General features: G+C 58.0%; 23 protein-coding genes. 11 read left to right on the top strand and 12 right to left on the bottom strand.

What is annotated here, in order from left to right; translation table 11 throughout:
- Positions 1 to 24: 24 nt before the first annotated feature.
- Entirely contained in the window at positions 25 to 1,413 is a 1,389-nt protein-coding gene (locus ACK9YZ_RS30480; protein ID WP_416067245.1) for an alginate export family protein, read from the bottom strand.
- Positions 1,414 to 1,481: 68 nt separating this feature from the next.
- On the bottom strand, positions 1,482 to 2,375 hold the full coding sequence (locus ACK9YZ_RS30475; protein ID WP_416067244.1) for a glyoxalase: 894 nt from the start codon (positions 2,373 to 2,375) through the stop codon (positions 1,482 to 1,484).
- A 269-nt stretch (positions 2,376 to 2,644) separates the two neighbouring features.
- Between ACK9YZ_RS30475 and ACK9YZ_RS30470 the strand changes: the two genes are divergently transcribed.
- The 4 genes from ACK9YZ_RS30470 (at position 2,645) to ACK9YZ_RS30455 (ending at position 7,206) form a co-directional block, all read left to right on the top strand.
- The gene (locus ACK9YZ_RS30470) at positions 2,645 to 3,349 is read left to right on the top strand and encodes an alpha/beta fold hydrolase (RefSeq protein WP_416067243.1); all 705 of its coding nucleotides are present in this window, start codon (positions 2,645 to 2,647) and stop codon (positions 3,347 to 3,349) included.
- A gap of 383 nt (positions 3,350 to 3,732) precedes the next feature.
- Positions 3,733 to 4,515, top strand: a complete 783-nt coding sequence (locus ACK9YZ_RS30465) for a helix-turn-helix transcriptional regulator (RefSeq protein ID WP_416067242.1) — start codon at positions 3,733 to 3,735, stop codon at positions 4,513 to 4,515.
- 43 nt (positions 4,516 to 4,558) lie between these two features.
- Complete coding sequence (locus ACK9YZ_RS30460; RefSeq protein WP_416067241.1) at positions 4,559 to 5,440, top strand: helix-turn-helix domain-containing protein; 882 nt, start codon at positions 4,559 to 4,561, stop codon at positions 5,438 to 5,440.
- Positions 5,441 to 5,451: 11 nt separating this feature from the next.
- Positions 5,452 to 7,206, top strand: coding sequence for a Na+/H+ antiporter (locus ACK9YZ_RS30455; RefSeq protein ID WP_416067240.1), 1,755 nt, complete (start codon positions 5,452 to 5,454; stop codon positions 7,204 to 7,206).
- Between the two features lie 514 nt (positions 7,207 to 7,720).
- Here the strand turns inward: ACK9YZ_RS30455 and ACK9YZ_RS30450 are convergent.
- The 8 genes from ACK9YZ_RS30450 to ACK9YZ_RS30415 form a co-directional block, all read right to left on the bottom strand.
- Positions 7,721 to 8,401, bottom strand: coding sequence for a YoaK family protein (locus tag ACK9YZ_RS30450; protein WP_416067239.1), 681 nt, complete (start codon positions 8,399 to 8,401; stop codon positions 7,721 to 7,723).
- Positions 8,402 to 8,475: 74 nt separating this feature from the next.
- Positions 8,476 to 9,453, bottom strand: coding sequence for an alpha/beta fold hydrolase (locus ACK9YZ_RS30445; RefSeq protein WP_416067238.1), 978 nt, complete (start codon positions 9,451 to 9,453; stop codon positions 8,476 to 8,478).
- 216 nt (positions 9,454 to 9,669) lie between these two features.
- Positions 9,670 to 10,188 carry a Dps family protein gene (locus tag ACK9YZ_RS30440; protein WP_416067237.1) on the bottom strand — a complete coding sequence of 173 codons (519 nt, stop codon included), beginning with the start codon at positions 10,186 to 10,188 and terminating at the stop codon, positions 9,670 to 9,672.
- Between the two features lie 28 nt (positions 10,189 to 10,216).
- The gene (locus ACK9YZ_RS30435; protein ID WP_416067236.1) at positions 10,217 to 10,381 is read right to left on the bottom strand and encodes a hypothetical protein; all 165 of its coding nucleotides are present in this window, start codon (positions 10,379 to 10,381) and stop codon (positions 10,217 to 10,219) included.
- Between the two features lie 5 nt (positions 10,382 to 10,386).
- Positions 10,387 to 10,785, bottom strand: a complete 399-nt coding sequence (locus ACK9YZ_RS30430) for a DoxX family protein (protein ID WP_416068466.1) — start codon at positions 10,783 to 10,785, stop codon at positions 10,387 to 10,389.
- A gap of 79 nt (positions 10,786 to 10,864) precedes the next feature.
- Positions 10,865 to 12,742 (bottom strand): amidohydrolase, encoded by a 1,878-nt coding sequence (locus ACK9YZ_RS30425; protein ID WP_416067235.1) that lies wholly within the window; start codon positions 12,740 to 12,742, stop codon positions 10,865 to 10,867.
- Positions 12,743 to 12,794: 52 nt separating this feature from the next.
- Positions 12,795 to 13,157, bottom strand: a complete 363-nt coding sequence (locus ACK9YZ_RS30420; protein WP_416067234.1) for an isochorismatase family protein — start codon at positions 13,155 to 13,157, stop codon at positions 12,795 to 12,797.
- Positions 13,124 to 13,420 carry a hypothetical protein gene (locus tag ACK9YZ_RS30415; RefSeq protein WP_416067233.1) on the bottom strand — a complete coding sequence of 99 codons (297 nt, stop codon included), beginning with the start codon at positions 13,418 to 13,420 and terminating at the stop codon, positions 13,124 to 13,126. The genes ACK9YZ_RS30420 and ACK9YZ_RS30415 overlap by 34 nt, the downstream gene beginning before the upstream one ends.
- Before the next feature lie 559 nt (positions 13,421 to 13,979).
- Between ACK9YZ_RS30415 and ACK9YZ_RS30410 the strand changes: the two genes are divergently transcribed.
- Complete coding sequence (locus ACK9YZ_RS30410) at positions 13,980 to 14,348, top strand: response regulator transcription factor (protein ID WP_416067232.1); 369 nt, start codon at positions 13,980 to 13,982, stop codon at positions 14,346 to 14,348.
- Positions 14,349 to 14,350: 2 nt separating this feature from the next.
- On the opposite strand, the gene ACK9YZ_RS30405 is transcribed toward ACK9YZ_RS30410, so the two are convergent.
- Both ACK9YZ_RS30405 and ACK9YZ_RS30400 read right to left on the bottom strand, forming a co-directional pair.
- Positions 14,351 to 14,992 carry a response regulator transcription factor gene (locus ACK9YZ_RS30405; protein WP_416067231.1) on the bottom strand — a complete coding sequence of 214 codons (642 nt, stop codon included), beginning with the start codon at positions 14,990 to 14,992 and terminating at the stop codon, positions 14,351 to 14,353.
- Complete coding sequence (locus tag ACK9YZ_RS30400; protein WP_416068465.1) at positions 14,989 to 15,804, bottom strand: alpha/beta fold hydrolase; 816 nt, start codon at positions 15,802 to 15,804, stop codon at positions 14,989 to 14,991. The genes ACK9YZ_RS30405 and ACK9YZ_RS30400 overlap by 4 nt, the downstream gene beginning before the upstream one ends.
- Positions 15,805 to 16,155: 351 nt before the next feature.
- On the opposite strand from ACK9YZ_RS30400, the gene ACK9YZ_RS30395 reads away from it, so the two are divergent.
- The 6 genes from ACK9YZ_RS30395 (at position 16,156) to ACK9YZ_RS30370 (ending at position 21,242) form a co-directional block, all read left to right on the top strand.
- Complete coding sequence (locus ACK9YZ_RS30395) at positions 16,156 to 16,812, top strand: hydrolase (protein WP_416067230.1); 657 nt, start codon at positions 16,156 to 16,158, stop codon at positions 16,810 to 16,812.
- Positions 16,813 to 16,878: 66 nt separating this feature from the next.
- Complete coding sequence (locus ACK9YZ_RS30390; protein ID WP_416068464.1) at positions 16,879 to 17,157, top strand: XapX domain-containing protein; 279 nt, start codon at positions 16,879 to 16,881, stop codon at positions 17,155 to 17,157.
- Positions 17,158 to 17,268: 111 nt separating this feature from the next.
- Complete coding sequence (locus ACK9YZ_RS30385; protein ID WP_416067229.1) at positions 17,269 to 18,375, top strand: MBL fold metallo-hydrolase; 1,107 nt, start codon at positions 17,269 to 17,271, stop codon at positions 18,373 to 18,375.
- A 250-nt stretch (positions 18,376 to 18,625) separates the two neighbouring features.
- Positions 18,626 to 19,483: an MBL fold metallo-hydrolase gene (locus ACK9YZ_RS30380; RefSeq protein WP_416067228.1), complete on the top strand. Its 858-nt coding sequence runs from the start codon at positions 18,626 to 18,628 to the stop codon at positions 19,481 to 19,483.
- Positions 19,480 to 20,688 (top strand): MFS transporter, encoded by a 1,209-nt coding sequence (locus tag ACK9YZ_RS30375; protein WP_416067227.1) that lies wholly within the window; start codon positions 19,480 to 19,482, stop codon positions 20,686 to 20,688. Before ACK9YZ_RS30380 ends, ACK9YZ_RS30375 begins: the two co-directional genes overlap by 4 nt.
- A 170-nt stretch (positions 20,689 to 20,858) precedes the next feature.
- The gene (locus tag ACK9YZ_RS30370; RefSeq protein WP_416067226.1) at positions 20,859 to 21,242 is read left to right on the top strand and encodes a response regulator; all 384 of its coding nucleotides are present in this window, start codon (positions 20,859 to 20,861) and stop codon (positions 21,240 to 21,242) included.
- Positions 21,243 to 21,250 lie beyond the last annotated feature (8 nt).

Raw genomic sequence — 21,250 nt, 5'->3', positions numbered from 1 at the left:
GCTGTCGCTTGACGCGGGACATGATCACCACGAAAATTTCAACTCGGCTCCAAGGTAATTGCCGTCGCGCCCGCCCGCGTTTCGGATTGTGGAGCCTGCATCATAATGGACGGCCTCAATCGCCCCGGTCAGGTTGGCCGTGAACGAGTAGTCCGCCCGGAGTTGGAGATATGCACCCGTCCAGGCATCGCCGTGACCTGCGGTGTTGGCGACTGGAATATTCGGCTGCGTGTACACGGCATCTGCCGTCGTCATACGCCAGAGCAGGCCCACTGCCGTCGTGACTGACAGCTTTTCAGCGGGCTTCACCGTGATCGAAGGCTTGAGATGGACCAGGTTCGAATAGCCGGTATATCCGCCTAACGTGAAATAGTATCCGTTGGGGAAGAGCGGGTTGAATGTTTCGACGGTCCCGTCGCCTGGATTTCGGTCGCCTGACGCAATGTCGAACTGGAGGCCAATCCTCGGCGTCCAGGAGGCATCGGCGAAAGTATATCCGGCGCGTGTGCCCATCGCCCAGGCTTTGATGTCGTCTGACCCGACGGTGCCAAGCTGACCCATGGCTTCCATGTCCCAATCGAAATTGTTGGAGTTACCCGCGAAACGAACGTCAAGCACATGACGCTCCTCATCTCCAGCTGCATCGAGGTAGTGTGCATCGTCACGGTCATATAACGCGTAGTAGGCGGACAGTTCATTGGTGCCGAACACCTGCCGCTCAAGCCGGATAGTGCTGAAGGTGAAATGCCCATTTGACCTGTCGTCAAAGGGCTCATCGTTCCGGTACTGGACTGGGCGGCTGATGAACCCCAAGAGGCGCCATGGTCCGCTTTCCCAATCGGCCCAAACCGCATCAAAGGACTGGCGGACGTTGGGTCCATCGCGGGACGAAACGAAGCGTTGCAAATCGAAGGCGAAATCCTGCCGTCCTATACGGGCCTTGAATGTCCCGGCGTCGAATGTCTGCGAATAGCCGAGAAACGCAAGCCTGAGATCGAGTTCGTTTTCATCGGCGCCGCCGATATCCGCTTTTCCAAAGGCGCGGGCGTCCTCGAGCTGGGTGAACAACTGCCAGTTCTCATTGAAATGCGTGTCGATGTGTATTTGGGGGCGCTGGAGAAGATAGGAATCCCGCGCGCCACCTCCGATCCCGAATCCGGGCGCCGTATTGACCTCGAAGCGTTCACGAAGAGTGAGGCCGAAAGAGACGTAACTGTCAGGGTCATCAGGAAACAGCCTGATATACTTGAGGTCATCCAGTGGCTCCGTCTTGAGGTTCGGGTCGGATAGTGCCGACCAATCCTCTTGCCAGCGATTGGTTTTGATCGCTGGTCGCTTCGATGAGGTGGCCGAGCTCTGCGCGTATGCGAGCGAGCAGGAAATCGACAGCGCGAGCGGCAGGAGTGCCGACAAAGCGGTCGCCTTGCAGTACCAACTCCCAACTATGCTCTCGGGTGTTCCAAGCCTATTCCTGCCGGATTTCATTTGGACACCGCATGGATTTCGGTGATGTATCCGCCGGGGAATTGTACTATGGACGTCTGGCGGTCCCCGGCTCGATGCGGCGGCACCAGGATGTTTACCCCGAACTTCCCGGCCTTTTCTAACGTCTGCTGAAGGTCCCGGACTTCATATCCTGTTGTTTCGTAGCCGTAGGGGTAGGGTAGGTGTCCGTCGGATACCAGCACAAGCATGCGTCCAAACTCGGACTGAACCTCGATGCGGCGGAACTTTTCGTCTGGCTTCCCGATCTCTGCCGCGGACGCATTGCCGTCGTCGGCAACGACCTTGCCGCCGGAGAAGGATAGGAAGTCCTTGAGGAATTCGTCAACGGCATCCGGTGAAACATAGGCGCGGTTTTCCGGTATCGTTTCGAGCGGTTTGTAATCGGGGTGCTTGGTGTGCCAGTACAGCTGCATATTGAGGCCGCCGGGCCACTGTATGACGGCGTCACGGCCGATAGGATCCGGAAAAGCATCGACGATCACGCTGGCACCGGCGTCCCGCGCGGCCCTGACGGCGGCGTCCATGTCCCGGACGAGATAGCCATTGCGTTCAAGCCCGAACGGATAGGGGACCGGCGTCTTGAATCCAAAGAGCGAAACCACGCCGGCGGGGGTCTGAAGCAGTTGGCTCGTGGTGCTGCTTGGCGTTGGCGTCACGGTCGCGACCACCTGCGGCGTGGACTTGCCGCCAAACGTCCCAAGAAACGCCTGAACAAAGTTGTCCACCTGTTCGGGCGCAACATAGACATGCGTCGTGTCGTATTGGGGGGCGACAGCGACCGGTGGGATTGCCGGGTTCGCGACGGCGCTGGATGCAAGGGTGACGGCTGCGATGAAAGGCAGCGCTAGAATGGATACTCGGCGGTGCATGGCTGCTCCTGTAACGGGGTGAGGGGTGAGGTTTCCGATACTACAGCTCAGGTCGTTCGCTCCGCTTGGATGGACCAATGCCCTTTTGTCGTTTCTGGCGGCTACCCGAAAGAAATCGAGAGTTTCGACCCTGCCGAAATAGCGTCTCGCAGCCAGCCGGGGACGTAACGCAATGCTGTCGTCCAAACACAGTCTGATCCAACAAGATCGATCCTGGGTGCCCGTCTAAGCTGCTCGCCATTCGAACCTCTTCAGGAGCAAAAAGCCAAATGACCTCGACGTCCACAAAGCCAACCGTCATCCTCGTCCATGGTGCATGGGCCGATGGCTCAAGCTGGCAAAAAGTTATCCCGTTGCTGCTGAAGGAGGGGGTTCCTGTCATCGCAGTTCAGAATCCAACCTCGTCGCTTGCAGATGACGCGGCTGCGACCCGCCGCATCATGAACTCCGTTGAAGGCCCGATCGTCCTCGTGGGACACAGCTGGGGTGGTGCTGTCATCACCGAAGCCGGCACCGATCCCAAGGTGAAGGCCCTCGTTTATGTCGCCGCTTTTGCTCCCAACGCCGGCGAGACCGTGGGCGACCAGGTCGGCAGGTATCCTGCGCCTCCCGGCTTGTCGCAGATCAAGAACGATGGCGCGGGCTATCTGACGCTTTCCGAGGAAGGCTGGATCAACGATGTCGGGCAGGACCTTCCTAAGGAGGAGGCGCGGGTGCTCGCCGTACTTCAACCCCCACTCGCCGCCAGTACGTTCGGTGACAAGGTGACTGAGCCTGCATGGGTGTCGCGGCGGACCTGGTATATCGTGTCCACGCAAGACCGTGTCGTCAGCGTTGACCTCGAGCGGGAACTCGCAGCGGCAATGGGGGCCAAGACCACGGAACTCGCGGCCAGCCACCTGTCCCTCCTTTCTATGCCGGAAGCAGTCACGAGTGTGATCCTCGATGCTGTCGCCGCACTCGAGACCGCTTGAAGTCCCCCGTCCTGGATTGGCTGCAAGTCCGTCCGACAGTGGATCAATGACTGGTTGGAATTTCCAATAAACGCTAAGGCGGCAAGACTACTGGTTTTGGCGCCTTCATGTGTTTATGAAGAGGGGTGATTGTTGGATGTCGCCCCGCCAGGTCTTTCGTCGATCATATTTTGATCAAATCACAATGCTTGGAACGAGATCACCGATGTATCCTGAAGGTGTGCGGTCGCCTCGCCAACAAGTCCATCCGGGAGGCAAGATTGAGTCTCGACTGTCCTGACGGTAATTCGCTCGGGGTGTACTTCGGAATGACGGAGGCACCTTTTCTGAAGACTGTGCCCCTGGCTTCCGCCCCTATTATCGTAAGTAAAATAGTCCGGTCGGTGAAGAAAGATGTCGAAGCAAGGGTGGCGATCCCGAGTTTCGATGCCTACCTCGTGATGGTCTATCTTGAGGATACGATTCACTCGGACGTGCGAAGCGACGGTCGTCTTGCGCCACCGCGTTGGTGCGCAAAGGGTTCTGTATGCGTCGTCGATCTCGATGAAGGCGCCTCCGCGGTCCTCCATCGCGACCTGTCTTCTCTGGCGATCTATTTGCCGAAAGCCTTGGTGCATGAAGTTGCGCGCGCCAGCTTCCCCGAACAGGGCGCGAAAACACTCCGTTGCCGCAGGGCGGAACCGGACAACGTGGTGAGCAACCTGGCATCTGTGGTCCTGTCTTTGTTCGAGCGAGATCCCGCGACGATCGATCCCCTGTTGCGTCACCTGTCGATCGCAGTCTGTGCGCATCTTCTGCAGGACTGCCTCGAAGTCGTGACATCGAAGCATGGAGCGATTCTCCCGGCCGATCGCGAGATGGCGGCTAAAGGCTTTATGCAAGAGAACCTGGCTCGTGAACTTACCGTGGCTGAGGTCGCTGCGGTTATCGGGCTTTCAGCTGCACATTTTGCACAAGGGTTCAAGAATGTAACCGGCCTGACGCCGCGTCAATGGCTGACGCAGGCACGAGTCGGAGCTTCAAAGCCCCTTCTTTCCGCGCATGAACTCTCGATCAAGGAAATTGCCCGAGCATGCGGCTTTGTCGATCAAAGTCATTTCACCAAGGTCTTCTCCAGGCAAGTGGGCACCACGCCTGCTCGGTGGAGAGATCGTCAGCTCCATTAAGTTGAGACAGCTGCGGCTGAATTGAACGCCCAGAAAGAACGCCTTGGATACGAACATTGACGGTGCCTTCACATCTTTTTCAACCAGGATCACAAGCTGGTCGCTCAAGGCTTCAGCTGTGACGGTCACACGGCTGAGCTACGACGGTAATGATCTGCCTATCGCTCCGCCCAGCAAGCGTGAGGATGCCGTCTCTGTTATTGCTCAGCTGGCTGATTTTCGGCTGCACCGTCTTTGGCGGAATGGGCGGCTCGTTTTCGAGGGCGGTCATCCCAAGGGCGCGATTGCTATTACCGACCTCCGCGAGGAATGGCAGTGCCACCATATGTCGCCCTTTGACAACATCCGCTTTAACATCCCACTCTCGTTTATTCGAACCTACCTCGAGGATTTGGGACGACCCCAATTCGACGGGTTCGATTGCAAGCCGGGAACAAAAGATGAAGTGATTTTGGGCCTCGCACAGGCGATTTCGCCATATCTACTGAGCAGGCAAGAGCCAAACCAGATGTTCCTGGAGCAGATCAGCATCGTACTGTTGACCCATCTCGCACAGACCTATGGTGGTCAATACTTTCCCGTAAAAAAGAGCGGGCTACTTGCTCCCTGGCAAGAGAAGCGAGCGCTCGAATTCCTCACGACCATGGCATTTGATCAGGTATCGATCACACAGCTCGCCGAGACGTGCGGGCTGTCACGGAGCCACTTTACCCGTGCTTTCAAGGATACATTCGGCAAGAGCCCTTATCGCTGGCTGACAGAATATCGGGTCGCGAAGGCGAAAGAATTTCTTCTTTCGGACGACACCATTCTCGGCGTGGCCATCAAATGCGGGTTTTCTGATCAGAGCCATATGACCCGCATCTTCCAAGGCGTGACTGGGAAGACGCCAGGAAAGTGGCGGCGACAAAACCGATCGGCGTGAGCCAATGAAAAATGCCGCTTCTCGACAATGCGTCGCTGTCTGGAGCGATTTTTACGTCGTTTCGTGCAAGCGGGGGCTTCAGCGACCGGCTAAGAATAGAATCCGCCAAGACAGACGGCGACGTATTGAAGTCGGAAATCGATCATGCACGCGTTCTTCAATTCACTCTCAGGCTTTCACATCATATGAAGTCCGAGGCCACCTACGAATTCCTGATCCTGCTGCTAATGGCAACAGTGATCCTCGAACTGGTGGCCAGGCGGCTGCGGTTGCCTCCCGCAGCGGCGCTCATCGTGGGCGGCGTGGTGCTCGCATTGATACCCGGCGTTCCCGAGATCGATATAGATCCGGGCCTTATAATGCTGGTATTTCTGCCTCCGCTGTTGATGCGCAGTGCCTATTATACGGTTTGGGGCGACTTCAAACGGTATTTTGCAGGCATCGCCTCGCTCGCGCTTGGGGCTGTGGCCTTTACCACCCTCGCCGTCGGCGTTGTCTTTCATCTCCTGCTTCCAGGACTGCCATGGTCGGTCGGGTTCGCGCTTGGGGCGATCGTTTCGCCGCCCGACGCGGTCGCAGCAGGAGCTATTCTCGAGCGATTGCATCTTCCGAGTCGAATTACCGCTCTCCTTGAAGGGGAAAGCCTGGTGAACGACGCAAGCGGCCTAGTGCTCCTGCGATTTGCCGCCGCTGCAACGCTCACCGGAGCCTTTAGCGTCACGGAAGCCCTCACGTCGCTGGTGTGGGTCACCCTCGCCGGCATCGCGGTCGGCCTTTCGATTGGGTGGGTCGGCCTGACTGTCATACGAAGACTTCGCGACAGTGAATTGATCATAACATCGACCCTGCTGCTGGCTGCGTTGTCTTATATCGCGGCCGAGAAACTCGGAAGTTCGGGAGTCCTGTCCACCGTCAGCACTGGCCTGCTTTTAGGTTGGCATCAACACGAGACGTTCAACGCCGAAACTCGCGTGCGAGCACAAGCCTTCTGGAAAGCACTCGTTTTCCTCATGGAGTCGCTGTTATTCATCCTAATCGGGCTATCCTTGCGCGGCGTTCTCGGCCGATTTGGCGGCGTTCAGCAGGGAATGCTGGCAATGGAACTTCCGGTGCTGGCGGTGATCGCCACGGTCATCGTAGCGCGGTTCGCCTGGCTTCTGACTGCCGGGTCTATTGCCAGATTTGCTCCAGGGTTGCGGCGCATGGGTGGTCGGTCGTCTCTCGCCACCACGGTAGTTATGAGCTGGGCCGGAATGCGTGGCGTGGTCACCCTCACGGGTGCCCTATCGCTTCCGGCCGATTTTCCAGGGCGCGATCTGATCCTGGTGAGCGCGTTCGCAGTGATCATCATGACGGTTCTGCTACAGGGAAGTACATTGGGCCTGCTGATATCGCTCTTGGGGGTTGTCAACCCGGACGAACGCCATTTGGTTCAGGAGAACGAAGCTCTTGCCTGGAAACGCGTTGCAAACGCACAATACAAGGCCATACAGGGGTTGTCGCGCAATGCCGATGGAACAGAGCGGCATCCAAGGCTCCTGGAGCAATATCGTCACAGGGCCGAGGTCGCCGCCCACTATGAGCAAGACCGCGAGTTACATCATTCGATCAAGCTTGAGCACTTTGACACAGTCCTGGCCGCGATCGCCGCCGGCCGCGCCGAGATCCTAAAGATGCACAAAGCTGGAGAAATCCACGATGAGGTTCTCCGCCAGCTTGAACACGAGTTGGATCTGCAAGAAATGGCCGCCGAGAACCGTCGATAACATCGTAGCTTGAAGGTGGCGGGGACCTTACTCGATCCCCGGACGCCCTCAGCTTTCCATCTTCGCTCTCGTTCGCGCGACGCACGATATCGGCCGGCATGCGGTTCGGAAGCAGCTTAGGGCAATACGGAATGAGAACACCTTTTCGTGGATATCAAGTTTTCCTAAATAAAAACACCATCGGCCGTAGGCAGAGTCCTCGCCGGTCGATACCGAAGTGCAGAGCTCATAAGGGCACGATGGCTATTGGCGCATCACCGGCGAGGAGTGGCGTAACGAGAGAACCGGATGGGACGCCGGTGGCTGCCGCGGTTGCGACATCAAAGCGCTGGATCATCGGGCAGCGCAGCTATGTTGACCGCCAGCAAAGCCGAGGATCAAGATACTGGCGAGCGCACGCAAAGTCGCATTAAGCCCGGGCATGATCGTGGTGGGTAGACGCAGAACTTTTTCGGGACGTTACCTGACCGACGGCCGAGCCCGTTTTCGCTTGAGGATCAAATGGAAGAACTGGTCAATCGCCTTCGGGTGTCTCGACCCGAGCAGCAAAAGAGAAGACGCTGAGGATAGCCGGTATGACAAACGCCCACAAAGGGATCGATACGATCGCGAGGGCGGCGCACGCGCAGCCCAGGGCAAATGCTGCGACCGCGACGATCATCCGTTTCACCCGTGCCAGCGCCAGAGAAGAGCCTTGACCTTTCTCCCCGACCATGATCTCGGCGAGATCGAGCATGATCTGCGTGGTCGTGCCCGTCATCAGTGTGGACGGGGGCGACTTGGCGAGATGAACACGGTGTAGCGCATTCTGAATGGCCATCGCCGAAACCAGGGTCATGCCCATGACGAGATTTGCGATCGCGGTGGCGCTTCCGAAGGGGCCGTGCATGACCGAAAAGATGGCCGCTACGATGAGCAGGATCACCTTGGCTGCCAGAAGGCATTTGAGGACCGGACGGCCAGCCTTATGAAGCATCAGACCGACGATACGCGAAATGAGAATGACGAGGCAGAAGACCGGAAGCGCCAGCAGCTTGGGCAGCGCGCCCGATCCGCCCATGACAAGCGTGGCACCGAGCGTCACGAAGTTGCCGGTAACGTGGGCGGGGAAGAGGCCTTGCAGGGCCAGAAAGCCGGCCGTGTCGACATAGCCGCCGTTGAAACTCAATAGTGCGGATAGCGGCAACCTCTTCATGGCATTCCCCGACGCTTGCTGGAATTTAAAAAGCCCGCTCGCGATCACGCGCGAGCGGGCAATCGTAACCGGACTTACGCCTTGATGAAGGCAAGCAGGTCCGGGTTGATGACGTCGGCGTGCGTCGTCAGCATGCCGTGCGGATAGCCCTTGTAGACCTTGAGCGTACCGTTTTTGACAAGCTTGACAGACAGCTCGCCGGAGTCGGCGATCGGAACGACCTGGTCGTCATCGCCATGCATGACGAGCGTCGGCACGGTGATCTTCTTTAGGTCTTCGGTCTGATCGGTTTCGGAGAAGGCCTTGATGCCGTCATAGTGGGCCTTGACGCTGCCCATCATGCCCTGGCGCCACCAATTCTGGATCACGCCTGGATAGATCTTGGCGCCTTCACGGTTGAAACCGTAGAATGGACCGGTGGGGAAGTCGATGAAGAGCTGTGCGCGGTTTTCCGCGACGCCCTTGCGGATGCCATCGAACACCTCGATTGGAAGACCACCCGGGTTGGACGCAGTCTTGAGCATGATCGGAGGAACAGCGCTGACCAGCACAGCCTTTGCGACACGGCCCTGCGGCTGGCCGAAATTCGCGACATAGCGGGCAACTTCGCCCCCGCCCGTCGAATGGCCGATGTGAACGGCGTTCTTCAGGTCGAGGTGCTCGACGACGGCGGAAGCGTCGGCAGCGTAGTGGTCCATATCATGGCCTTCAGCGACCTGCGACGAACGGCCGTGGCCACGGCGATCGTGTGCAACGACGCGGAAGCCGTTCTGCAGGAAGTAGATCATCTGGGTGTCCCAGTCGTCGGAAGAGAGCGGCCAGCCGTGGTGGAAATGGATGGGCTGTGCGTCCTTCGGACCCCAATCCTTGTAGTAGATGTTCACGCCGTCCTTGGTCTTGACGAAGCCGTCGGTCATTTCAAAGTTTCCTTTCGCGGTCTGGGTTGCTGATTTTGGGAATGCGAGATCCGGAACTGCCATTGCAGCGGAAAGCGCCGCGCCTGCGATGAGCGTCTGGCGACGGGAGAGTGAGAAGTCGAAATCGTTTGCCATCGGTGGCCCCTTGGTGACTTGGCGGAAGATCGACCGCCGTGAGATGAGTTGTAGCGGCAGCTGCTTTGCCCATCTTGTTGGTTCCGACGATTTTTGAACAATGCCAAGGCGTTGCAGTTTCAGCGGAGCACTTGGCTGGCGCTCTTCAACGAAACTGAAAAAGCCATGCGACCGACTAGTCGCATGGCTTCCCATGGTGATGCTGTTTAAAACAACCTAGCTGTTGGTATTGCGCAGGATCTCGAACAGGAACCAGACGCGCTTCTCGCCTTCGTCGATCCAGTTCTCGAGCAGGCTCGCTGTTGCGACGTCGCCGTGTTCGTCGCAGACGTCGTGCAGCGCGCGCATGCTTGCCACCAGCGTGCCATTGTCTTCACGCAGTTCGGCCAGCATTTCATGAGGATGCACGAAATCGGCGTCGTTATCGCTGATCCGCTGGCGTCGGGAGATGTCGCCGATCGAGCGCAGCGTGGTGCCACCGAGCTTGCGGACACGCTCGGCCAGCGGATCAGTGATCGCAAAGAGTTCGTCGCCATGATCGTCGAGGAGCAGGTGATAGTCGCGGAAATTCGCCCCCGACATGTGCCAGTGAAAGTTCTTGGTCTTGAGATAGAGGGCGAAGACATCCGCAAGGAGTGTCGTTGCGCCTGCGGAGATGTCTCGGGTCGCATCGACACCGAGACCTGTCGGGGTCTTGAGGGACGCGGCGCGGAGCGCCTTGATATCGTCGGTCATTGGACTGTTCCTAGGTTGCGTTGCTGGCTCATTCCATCCGGCCGCTGGCCGGCGGGTCGCTCGCCGGAAATGACTCCTGCAAAGCTTCGTCGAGCAGTTCATCCTGATGCTGGGTGGGCGAGGGGGGTAGTTCGAGCTCTACGTCTTCTATTTCCGCCAGTGCCTCGACCCCGTCGCGAATTTTAGGTGCCATAACCTTCACTTCAGTTTCTGTAAACGATTTGAAAGGCGCATCTTGGACCGAAGATCATGCCAAGCCACGAGGAGGAAAGCGCCTGCCAGACCAAGGTGTTCGAAGAACCCGTTCATCGCCATCGTCCGCTCCATTCCGGGAGGCAGTTCCCAGAAACGGAGGGCCAGCGATGTTGCGAGAAGCGTGAAGCCACCGAGGGCGAGCGCCGCCGCCCAGCGGAAAAAACCGCTGAGTATGGCTGCGGACATGGCAAGCTCGAAGATCACCACGGCGACCGCAAAAACCATCGTTGGCCGCAGTCCGAACTGATCCATCTCCGCAAGTGCGCCATTGAAGTCGAAAAGCTTCGTGAGCGGTCCCTGAATGTAGGCGGAGCAGAGAGCCAGGAGAGCAATGAACTGGATGCTCTTGCCGCCAGCAAAACGCCGCCCAAGTCCCTTTTTTGCCGATGCATATCGATTTGTAACCACTACCGCACCCTCCTCACACGGCCCAGCAGGAGCAGCCAAGAGCGCCAAAGAAGCCCTTCAAGTCTGAGATGGGAAGCTTTGATGTCCAGGCTCCAGCGTGATCATGACCGTGAACACTGCAATCGCTCGCGCAGCCGCAAGTGGAGATTGCAGTGCGGCGCAGAGAACGTGCGCCTGCACCTTCCGGATCACCCCAGGCCGCATAGCCGCCGAATTTTCGGACGGGAGACCAGTCCGGCATCGCGGGCGGAACGTCGTTTTCATCCAATTTCCTGAAGTCGCCGGCGCCATAGACGATCTTGCCACCAACCATCGTCAGCTCGGATGTCAGGAAGGAGATTTCGTCTTCTGCACAGGAGAAGAAGTCCTTGTCCGGCACCACGAGGTCGGCAAACTGGCCTTTTTCGATGCGGCCCTTCTTGCCCTCTTCATTGGAGAACCACGTGACCTTTTCCGTCCACATGCGAAGAGCCGTCTCCCTATCCAGGCAGTTGGCGCGTGGATAGAGCTGCATGCCCCCGACCGTCTTGCCCGTCACCATCCAAGCCAATGAGACCCATGGATTGTAGGATGCGACGCGAGTGGCGTCTGTTCCAGCCGATGTCTTGACGCCTCTCTCCAGGATCTTGGCAACCGGAGGCGTGGCTTCCGCAGCGCCGCGGCCATACCGCTCGACGAAATACTCGCCTTGATAAGCCATGCGATGCTGAACTGCGATGCCCCCGCCAAGGGCCGCGATCCGATCGATGGAGCGATCCGAAATCGTCTCGGCGTGGTCGAAGAACCAGTTGAGACCCCCGAGCGGAATATCCTGATTGACCTTTTCAAAGACGTCGAGAGCCCGTGAGATCGTCTCGTCGTAGGTCGCATGAAGACGCCACGGCCACCGGTTTTCGGCGAGCACGCGGACGACGTCCTCAAGCTCGCCCTCCATTTCCGGCGGCATATCCGGTCGAGGCTGACGAAAATCCTCGAAGTCGGCGGCGGAGAAGACGAGCATTTCGCCCGCGCCGTTATGGCGGAAGTAATCGTTGCCCTGCTTGTACTTCACGGAGGATGTCCAATTTAGAAAGTCCTCCTTTTCGCCTTTCGGTTTCTGGGTGAAAAGGTTGTACGCCAGCCGTACCGTAAGCTGGTCTTCGTCGGAAAGCTTCTGGATCACGGCATAGTCGTCGGGATAATTCTGGAAGCCGCCGCCCGCATCGATGACGCCGGTCACCCCCAGCCGATTCAGCTCCCGCATGAAATGGCGGGTGGAGTTTACCTGGTATTCGAAGGGAAGCTTCGGTCCCTTGGCAAGCGTGGAATAGAGAATTCCGGCATTAGGCTTGGCCAGAAGCATGCCGGTCGGATTGCCGTTCGCGTCGCGGGTAATCTCGCCACCCGGCGGGTTCGGTGTGTCCCTGGTGTAACCGACGGCGCGCAATGCGGCGCCATTCAGCAACGCACGATCATAGAGATGCAAGAGGAAGACGGGTGTGTCGGGAGCAACCGCGTTGATTTCCTCGATCGTCGGCAGACGCTTCTCGACGAACTGGTGCTCGGTGAAGCCCCCGACGACCCGAACCCATTGGGGGGCCGGTGTGTTCGCCACCTGCCGCCTGAGCATGTCCATGGCGTCCGCGAGCGAGCGAACGCCGTCCCAGCGAAGCTCCATGTTGAAGTTCAATCCGCCACGGACGACGTGCGTGTGATTGTCTATTAGACCGGGGAGCACGCGCTTGCCCTTTAGATCGATGATCTTCGTTTCAGGCCCCGCATGCGCCATGATCTCGGCATCGTGTCCGACAGCAAGGAACCGGCCGTCCTTGATCGCAACGGCACTTGCCGTCGGATTCGAGCGATCAAGCGTCGTGAAAAGCCCGTGGTGTAGAATTACGTCGGCGGTCATCAGAGTTCTCCGATTCAAAATTTCTGTAACTGGAGGCTATCGCTGGCGCTCGTCACACCGGGTGGATCATGTCGCGTGCATAGGCCAGGCCGATGCCGTAACCGCCCGCGTGGCCTTCAACGATGGCGCGCGCCCCGTCGTAGGTTTCTTTTCGGGTCCAATCCCTTTGAAGTTCGAGGAGCACCTGCAGCCACGAGGTCATCGTTGCGCCAGTGGCTTCCATGCGGCGAAGGGCGAGAGAATGGCTCTCCGCCGTTACCCCGCCACAGGTGTCGGCGACGACGTACACGTCATAGCCGTCGGCCAAGGTCGACAGGACCGGAAAGGATACGCACGCTTCGGTCAGAAGGCCGGAAATGAGGAGCTTCCGGCGTCCCGTCTTCATGATTTCATCGCGAACGGCCTGTCTTCCCATGCATTCATGTTCCTGCGTTCCAGCGACGGCACATCGCCAAGAACGCTTCTGATCGATGGCATCAGCGGTCCGCTGTAAGCCTTGGACGCCGATGTCGAAACGACCACCGGGATCTGAAACGTCTTTGCGGTTTTGGCAAGGGCAATCACGTTGTTGACAAGGAGTTGTCGGTCGATCGATCCCACCCCGAAGGCGAGGCCAGCTTGCTGGTCTACCATCAACAGGGTGACTTCGGCGGGATTGAGCAGCGGTGGGCTCGTCATTCTGTGGCTCCTGGATGCAAATTGCTTGAGGCAGAGAGCTAAACCAAAGGTGGGTCGCTGGCTTGAACGGATGCTTTGAATTTGATGAAAACCGGGTGCGAATTGTCGGTCTCGGCACGTCCGGCTTAAAGACAAAAAAATGGCCGCTCAGGGGCGGAACTGAGCGGCCAGGCGGATCATCTCCGCTGCTTCGGGGAGGGGAGCCGAAGCGTATCGGTAGCTGGGGCGGATCTGCTACCACCTCTATGCGAGGCAACGAGAGAAAAGATACCGGAGCTGGCCTGGGATGAAATTATACAAAGGGATGGTTTCGGCATACGTGCGGTTGTTGCGAAACCAAGCGCTGCGAAAGTGACAGTCTAATCGTCCATGTATAGTTGGATAATTCAATATCGAGGCTTTGGCACGGGTTAGTGGTTATCTTCTGCCCTATGCACCAAGCCTGAAAGGCCGGTTTTACATCGGGCATTACGCTCCAGTAGCGGAGAAATAGCATCTGCTCCCGAAAGGCGCGGATATCGAGGACGGCGCATCGCTCGGATGCAGACTGGGGAAGAGGATGCAGGAAGTTCCGCTTATTGGCATCGTCGATGACGATCCGGATATTCCTGCCGCACTGGCGAGCTTGATCCGCTCTCTCGGATACAAGGCGGTTTGCTTCTCCTCCGCAGAAGCACTTCTCTCGTCGAAAGACGTCCATCGTTTCAACTGCGTCATCAGTGACATTCACATGCCGAATATGTCCGGCCTGGACCTCATTGCGCTTTTGAAGAAGCTCCGCCCGGAGTTGCCTGTCATTTTGATGACCGGCCGGTTTGAACCGGGTCTTGCTGACAAGGCGGCTCTCGCAGGAGCCGCCGTCCTGGTTACAAAGCCTTTTGTGCTGGGCGATCTCCTGGAAACGATCAGCCGATCCGTTCGCGGCTGAACTCAGGAATCTTCAAGATTACGGTGGATCTCCAGAAGCTCCGCCATCTTGACGAGGTCTGCCAATGTCTTTGCGTCCATTTTTCGCATGGCCGAACCGCGATGGATTTTCACGGTGACTTCGCTCAACGAAAGCTTTCCTGCGACCTGCTTGTTCATCAAGCCGGTCGTCACCAGCGCCATTACTTGCCGTTCGCGCAGACTGAGGTCCGTGTAGCGTTTCCGAAGTGCAAGAAGCTCCATCTCGCCCCGCCGTCTGTTGCGATCGATCTCCAGTGCCGATGCGACCGCGTCGAGCATGTCCTGGTCCCGAAATGGCTTCGGCAGGAAATCCACTGCCCCCGCCTTCATCGCCCTTACGGTCATTGGAATATCGCCATGCCCCGTCATGAATATGACGGGAATGGCCGACCCTGCCTTCATCAGCTGATCGTGAAAGTCCAAGCCGCTGAGCCCGGGCAGACGAACGTCGACGACAAGGCACCCCGCTACGTCGGGCTTCCCGGTGTCCATGAATTCGCGCGCATTCGCAAACATGCTCGTCCTCAAGCCAACGGAGCGGAAGAGGCTGTCGAGAGACAGTCGCAGTTCACCGTCGTCTTCAACGATGAATACGACCGGTTCCTCTGCCGGGACGGCGGTCATTGGCGGAGGAAATTCAAGAGATCGCTGTTGAGACGATCCTTGTGCGTGAACAGAAGTCCGTGCGGAGCGTTCTCGTACACCTTCAACTCCGCGTTCGGCATCAGCTGTATCGCCTGTTGAGCGGTCGCGCCGAATGGGACAAAAGCATCGTCCTCGCCGTGAATGATGAGGACCGGAATATCGAATTTCTCTATGTCGCCGCGATAGTCGGTCATAGCGCAAGCCGTGATGGAATCATGTGCCGCCTTCAGGGAGGACTGCATGGCGATCTGATGCAGATGCATCATGCTTCCTTCGGAAACACTCGCGCCCTCTCTGTCTGCTCCGAAGAATAGGCGTGAGAAACCACGGATGAATTCCGCTCTATCCGCCCTCAACCCGGCTCTGACGCCCTCGAAGACAGCTTCGGGAACTCCGTTCGGATAATCTTCGCTCCAGGCAAGCTTCGGCGTGGTGGCACCGATCAGGACAAGACGCGAAATCCGCCCAGTCCCGTGCCGGCCGATATAGCGCGCGATCTCCCCGCCGCCCATCGCGTAACCGACAAGGGTAACATTCCGCAGATCAAGGGCGTTTATGATCTCGGCCAAGTCTTCCGAGAAAGTATCGTGGTCATATCCGTGCCACGGCTGGTCCGAGCGGCCGAAGCCTCTGCGGTCATGCGCGATCACCCGGAAACCTTCCGATGCCAGATGCATCATCTGGTTTTCCCACATGTCCGCGTTCAAAGGCCATCCATGACTGAAGAGAACCGGGGGGCCGTTTCCCCAATCTTTATAATAGAGTCGCGTGTTGTCGCGAACAGTCAGCATTGGCATTTGACGGCCCCGATGGTTGATTTCAGAGGATTTACCGAGCTTTACCAGCTGTTCGCGCGAACCGCCAGAGGCCCTGGTTTTTAATGGGAGCAATCGTCAAATTGCAGCACAAACGTACAAAAATTTTTCCAGCTACACCCGAAGCAATCGCTCGAGGATACCGTTCGACGAGGTTTCTTGCGAACCTTATGCTGTCTTACGAAAGCCGTCGATCAAACCAATGAACGATCGGTTGCACGCTCTCCGCAAGATCATCCAAACCACCCTTGTATGCGACAAGAATGCCCTGCCGTTCTGCAGCATGGTGTCCCCATGCAATCATGCATCATCAAGGGGATAACACTTATGACCGTTCATGCCACTGCGACGCCGGGCTCCAGACTTCTGACGCCGAAGGACCACACGCTTCTGATGATCGATTTTCAGTCGCAGATGTCCTTCGCGACCAAGAGCATTGATGCAGTCAATCTGCGTAACAATGCTGCTCTCGTCGCCAACGCCGCCAAGGGTTTCGGTGTCTCGACCATTCTGACGACCGTCGCCGAGAAGAGCTTCTCTGGCCCGATGTTCAATGAAATCACCGACGCCTTCCCCGGGCAGAAGCTGTTCGATCGCACGTCGATGAACACTTGGGAAGACGCTGCCGTCATCGAAGAGATCAACCGGATCGGCAAGAAGCGAATCGTTCTGACCGGCCTGTGGACCGGTGTATGCATTGTCGGTCCCGCGCTCTCCGCGATCGAACAGGGCTTCGAGGTCTTCGTGCTCGCGGACGCCTGCGGTGACGTCACCGAAGAGGCGCATAACCGGGCCATGGACCGCATGGTTCAGATCGGCGCACAGCCGATGACATCGCTTCAGTACATGCTCGAGCTGCAGCGCGATTGGGCGCGCACGGAGACCTACGACATGACGACGGGCGTGGCGAAGAAGTTCGGCGGGTCGTACGGCCTCGGCATCATCTATGCGAAGACGATGTTCAACGCATCCGAAAGCCACTGAAATCAACGGGGAATGCCGCTCCATTCGCGATGGAGCGGCTTCTTGACGATGATGGAGATCCTGTCCGTGAAAATCTATATCCTATCACTTGGGGCTGGCCTGTTGGTCGGCATCATCTACAGCCTTCTGAACGTCCGTTCGCCCGCGCCGCCGGTTGTCGCGCTCGTCGGCCTCCTCGGAATTCTGGTCGGCGAACAGCTCATTCCGTTCGCTCGTACTCTTTGGAGCAAGGAACCCGCTGCCGTGTCCTGGCTCTATCAGATCAAGCCGCACATGTTCGGGCACCTCCCCGGCGGCAGCAACCGGACCGACCTTCCGCCGAAGACAGGCACGATCGACACCTGACATACCGGGGAGCCAGACAGGAATGCCGGCCGAGGTATCGGTCGATACTGGAAGCGCCATTGCGAGCCAGCGGCAATATCGCAGGTCTTTGACCGTAGTGGGACAGACATCATGCTGCCGCGCAAGAATTCCGACCTACGGGCAGGTAAGGTTTCCCTGCAAATATGGAGAATACATATGACTACGAGATCTGCCTTCCCATTGCCTTCGCGCCTGATAGCTCTCGCGATGGCGTCGGTGGCGACAATCGCGATCCTGAACATGACGATGGCGACGCCGTCTCTGGCTGCAGCACCGATCGTGGGAACACAGGCTCCGGGCTTTTATCGGATGATGCTCGGGAAGTTCGAAATCACTGTCCTGTCGGACGGCACGCACCCCTTTCCGGTTCACAAGGTGCTGACCCAAGTCGCCGGAAACAAGGGCGCGGTTCCGCTTGATCAGGTGGCGCCTGGCGAGGCCGATGCACTCCTTGCGGAAAGCAGACTTGCCGTACCGATCCAAGGATCGATCAACGCGTTCCTGATCAATACGGGAACCAAGTTGATCCTGATCGACAGTGGCGCCGGCTCGCTTTATGGAGATTGCTGTGGTCACCTCATCGACAATCTCAAGAGCGCCGGTTACTCACCGGACCAAGTGGATGAAATATATCTGACACATCTGCATGCGGATCACGTCGGCGGCATTGCGCCGAACGGCAAGATGGTGTTCAACAACGCGATTGTCAGAGTGAGCCAGATCGACGCTGATTATTGGCTCGACGACAAGAACGAGCAGGCAGCGCCCAAGCTGCTGAATTCCATGTTCGAGGGCGACAAAGCCTCGCTTAAGCCCTATATCGCCGCGGGAAAATTCAAACCTTTTAAGTATGGCAAGGAGCTTTCACCTGGCATCACGCCAATTGCCAGCCCTGGTCATACTCCCGGCCACAGCTTCTTTATGGTCGAGAGCGAAGGCCAAAAGATGCTGATGTGGGGCGATGTCGTTCACGTGGCGGCCGTGCAGTTTCCGAACCCCTCTGTGACGCTGGCTTACGACAGCGACGCGCAGATGGCCGAGAATGAACGCGAGATGATTTTCTCCGACGCCGCACGCAACGGCTACTGGATCGGCGCGGCACACATTTCCTTCCCCGGCCTCGGGCATGTCAGCGCATCTCAGGGTCATTTCTACTGGATCCAGGCGAATTACGAAGGACCATCCGCGAACCCATGACGTGGGAAGGTTGGGGACATTTGTGTCCCCCAGCACGACGAAGCGCCTGAATTGTTTCTTCCGATCGCGCAGCCCGCATGCGACGCGCATTGCCCTCCAAATCCCTAACACTGCGTGAACCCCTGGACCCGCTGTCATAAGCATCAGGTGGCGTCCCGTTCAAAAATGAACGGAAATTCTTCAATTATGCCAGTTTCAAAACACATTGGATGGGCCGACATGGAGTTCCATCAACGAACGGAGATCGCAGATGACCCAGTCCGCGTTTCATAGTTTCCGCCACGGCGAGTTCGATATCACCGTGCTTTCGGATGGTCCGATTGTCCTGAACGGCGAGCTGTTTGCGCCCGAAGCCGATGATGCCGAGAGAGCGGCCATCGTCTCTCGCCTCGATGGGAAGGATAACACCGCCCACGCCCAATCGAACATTCCGCTGATCGTCTACGACGAACAGGTCATCCTGGTGGATGTCGGTGCCGGGAAGCGCTTCCAGCCAACAGAGGGCATGCTTGAGGAAAATCTGGAACGCGTCGGCGTGCGGGCTGACGACGTTACGATCGTGCTCATATCTCACGCGCACCCCGATCATATTTGGGGCCTGCTGAGAGACGACGGAAGCCTGCGCTTCCCAAAGGCGAAATACTTCGTCGGCAAGACCGAGTGGGATTTCTGGATGGGTGAGGCAGCCTCCGCCTTGCCGGCGGAAGTGCAGCCTTTCGTCGAGGGTGCCCGCCGGGATCTGGCCGCCCTACAGGGCAGGGTGAACTTTCTGGGCAGTGGCGACGAAATCATTCCCGGCATGCACGTCCTGGCAACGCCTGGACACACTCCAGGCCACCTATCGGTCGTGCTCGACAGTGATGTTCCTTTGATCATCACTGTCGATGCCGTCTCAAGCGAGATTGTCTCCTTTGAGCATCCTGACTGGAGCTTCGGCTTCGACATGGATCCTGCAACGGCAAAGGTTACCCGCCGGGCTCTGCTGGAACAGGCGTGCGCGCAGAATGCGAAGCTTCTGGGCTTTCACTGGACCTATCCGGGCGTGGGCAGGATCAGGAAGGCTGGCGATGCCTATGAGTTCACGAGCGCTGCAGGAGAAAAGTCGTGACACGCAGGGTACTCGGGCGCCAAGCAAGCTTTCTGACTGCTGCGGCCATTGTTGCTCACACCATTTGGACGAGTGCAGCGCCCGCGCTGAGCTATCCCCTTTATGCCGAGCAATGGCACCTCACGACGTTTACGACGACGGCAATATTCGCGGTCTACCCAGTCTTTGTCGTCGTTGTCCTGATACTGTTCGGAAACCTTTCCGACCACATCGGGAGACGAGAGACCATGCTGGCGGGTCTTGCCTTCTCGGCAGTGGGATCGCTGATATTTGCAATTGCGCCGGACGTCGACTGGATATTTTTCGGTCGCGCCTTCATGGGCGTGGGGGTCGGTCTTTCAGCAGGCCCTTCTGCCGCTGCGGTCGTGGAATTCAGCCCGCCGCATCGGGTCGGTCAGGCGGGCAGTGCGACAGCGGCCGCGCAAGGGTTCGGAATGATGGCGGCTGCCCTCATCGGCGGTGCGCTTATCCAGTATGCGCCGCTTCCGCTCAGGCTGAACTTCGCGGTATTGACAGCCGTTCTTCTGGGCCTGATTGCCGTGACGTGGTTCATGCCAAATCATACCGCATCAAGGGCTGCCGGCCGCTGGAGGCCTAAGGTGCCGTCCATTCCGAATGGCGTGTTTGCGGTCTTCGTCGCGTCCACCGCGGCCGTGAGCGGAGCGTATGTTCTGGGAGCCATGACGCTCTCTCTCGGCGCTCAGGTTGCGCGTGACGTCGTTGCGTCTTCGAACGCTTTGGTCAACGGAGGAACAATCGCCTTATTTGCTCTGGCGTCCGCACTCGCGACCATTCCGGCCCGCAAACTGGCTGCAGGAAGGGTCATCCTGTCGGGTGGAATGACGGCCATTGTCTCATCCGCCCTGCTTGCTCTTGCAGCGATCGAGCACTCGCTCAGCCTCTACATGCTGGCCCAGCTTGGCGCCGGCGCTGCGTATAGCTGGTTGCTGCTAGGCGGCCTTTCGCTGATCAACGGGCATCTGCCGGTCACGCATAGGGCGGCAACACTATCGGCGCTGTTCCTGGTGGCATACCTCGCGCAGGCCGTGGTCGCGCTGTCGCTCGGGAAGATCGCGACATTCTACGGACTGACGACGGCGGTTGACATCGGCGTCGTCACAATCGCCGTTCTTGCGCTCGTGACGCTCCTTCTGGATCTTGTCCGCCAAAAGACTTCCCTTAAACGGTCGAGAAAAGCTCCGTGATTCTTCTCGGGCAATCATTGTATTGCCCCAACATCTCCCAAAATTTTCACGATTAGCCTTCCCTTAAGGCTCGGGTTTGAGAGGAGCATACGTAGGGATGGTTGACGTTCTTGGCTAAAGATCTAGTTTCAGCTCCAAGGCATCAGTGATCGGTGCAATTGGAGACATTGGTGCCACTGAACTCGCTTATTGGAATAGTAGACGACGACGTAGATATTCCTGTCGCGATCAGCAGCCTTGTGAGATCGCTCGGCTACAAGGCAGAATGCTTTCATTCCGCTGAGCAACTTCTTCGCCGTTCCAACCTTAAAGACTTTTTTTGTATAATTAGTGACATTCATATGCCGTCTATGGACGGGATCGAACTGACGAATGCGCTCGGTGATCTCGAGCGGGATCTTCCGGTCATCCTGATGACCGGAAGAATGGAGCCCGGGCTGGCGCAGAAGGCCTATGCAAGCGGCGCGATTTCCGTGGTGGCCAAGCCGTTCTCCTTCGAAGATCTCAGCAATAACCTCAGGAAGGCGGGCAGCCATCGCCGTGGCGACGCCTGAGCGGCCCC

Source organism: Rhizobium sp. ZK1 (genome assembly GCF_047782645.1).
Classification (GTDB): Bacteria; Pseudomonadota; Alphaproteobacteria; order Rhizobiales; family Rhizobiaceae; genus Rhizobium.
Note: the sequence above shows the minus strand (reverse complement) of the source record. Positions and strands in the feature narration are given on the sequence as shown.

Bases quoted from the DNA above. Each gene is read 5' to 3' on its own strand.
- ACK9YZ_RS30395 (WP_416067230.1), top strand. From the start codon at position 16,156: ATGACCGTTCATGCCACTGCGACGCCGGGCTCCAGACTTCTGACGCCG.
- ACK9YZ_RS30410 (WP_416067232.1), top strand. From the start codon at position 13,980: ATGCAGGAAGTTCCGCTTATTGGCATCGTCGATGACGATCCGGATATT.
- ACK9YZ_RS30420 (WP_416067234.1), bottom strand. From the start codon at position 13,157: ATGGGAAGACAGGCCGTTCGCGATGAAATCATGAAGACGGGACGCCGG.
- ACK9YZ_RS30405 (WP_416067231.1), bottom strand. From the start codon at position 14,992: ATGACCGCCGTCCCGGCAGAGGAACCGGTCGTATTCATCGTTGAAGAC.
- ACK9YZ_RS30455 (WP_416067240.1), top strand. From the start codon at position 5,452: ATGCCGCTTCTCGACAATGCGTCGCTGTCTGGAGCGATTTTTACGTCG.
- ACK9YZ_RS30435 (WP_416067236.1), bottom strand. From the start codon at position 10,381: ATGGCACCTAAAATTCGCGACGGGGTCGAGGCACTGGCGGAAATAGAA.
- ACK9YZ_RS30385 (WP_416067229.1), top strand. From the start codon at position 17,269: ATGCTGCCGCGCAAGAATTCCGACCTACGGGCAGGTAAGGTTTCCCTG.
- ACK9YZ_RS30440 (WP_416067237.1), bottom strand. From the start codon at position 10,188: ATGACCGACGATATCAAGGCGCTCCGCGCCGCGTCCCTCAAGACCCCG.
- ACK9YZ_RS30400 (WP_416068465.1), bottom strand. From the start codon at position 15,804: ATGCTGACTGTTCGCGACAACACGCGACTCTATTATAAAGATTGGGGA.
- ACK9YZ_RS30425 (WP_416067235.1), bottom strand. From the start codon at position 12,742: ATGACCGCCGACGTAATTCTACACCACGGGCTTTTCACGACGCTTGAT.
- ACK9YZ_RS30475 (WP_416067244.1), bottom strand. From the start codon at position 2,375: ATGCACCGCCGAGTATCCATTCTAGCGCTGCCTTTCATCGCAGCCGTC.
- ACK9YZ_RS30380 (WP_416067228.1), top strand. From the start codon at position 18,626: ATGACCCAGTCCGCGTTTCATAGTTTCCGCCACGGCGAGTTCGATATC.
- ACK9YZ_RS30470 (WP_416067243.1), top strand. From the start codon at position 2,645: ATGACCTCGACGTCCACAAAGCCAACCGTCATCCTCGTCCATGGTGCA.
- ACK9YZ_RS30450 (WP_416067239.1), bottom strand. From the start codon at position 8,401: ATGAAGAGGTTGCCGCTATCCGCACTATTGAGTTTCAACGGCGGCTAT.
- ACK9YZ_RS30415 (WP_416067233.1), bottom strand. From the start codon at position 13,420: ATGACGAGCCCACCGCTGCTCAATCCCGCCGAAGTCACCCTGTTGATG.
- ACK9YZ_RS30445 (WP_416067238.1), bottom strand. From the start codon at position 9,453: ATGGCAAACGATTTCGACTTCTCACTCTCCCGTCGCCAGACGCTCATC.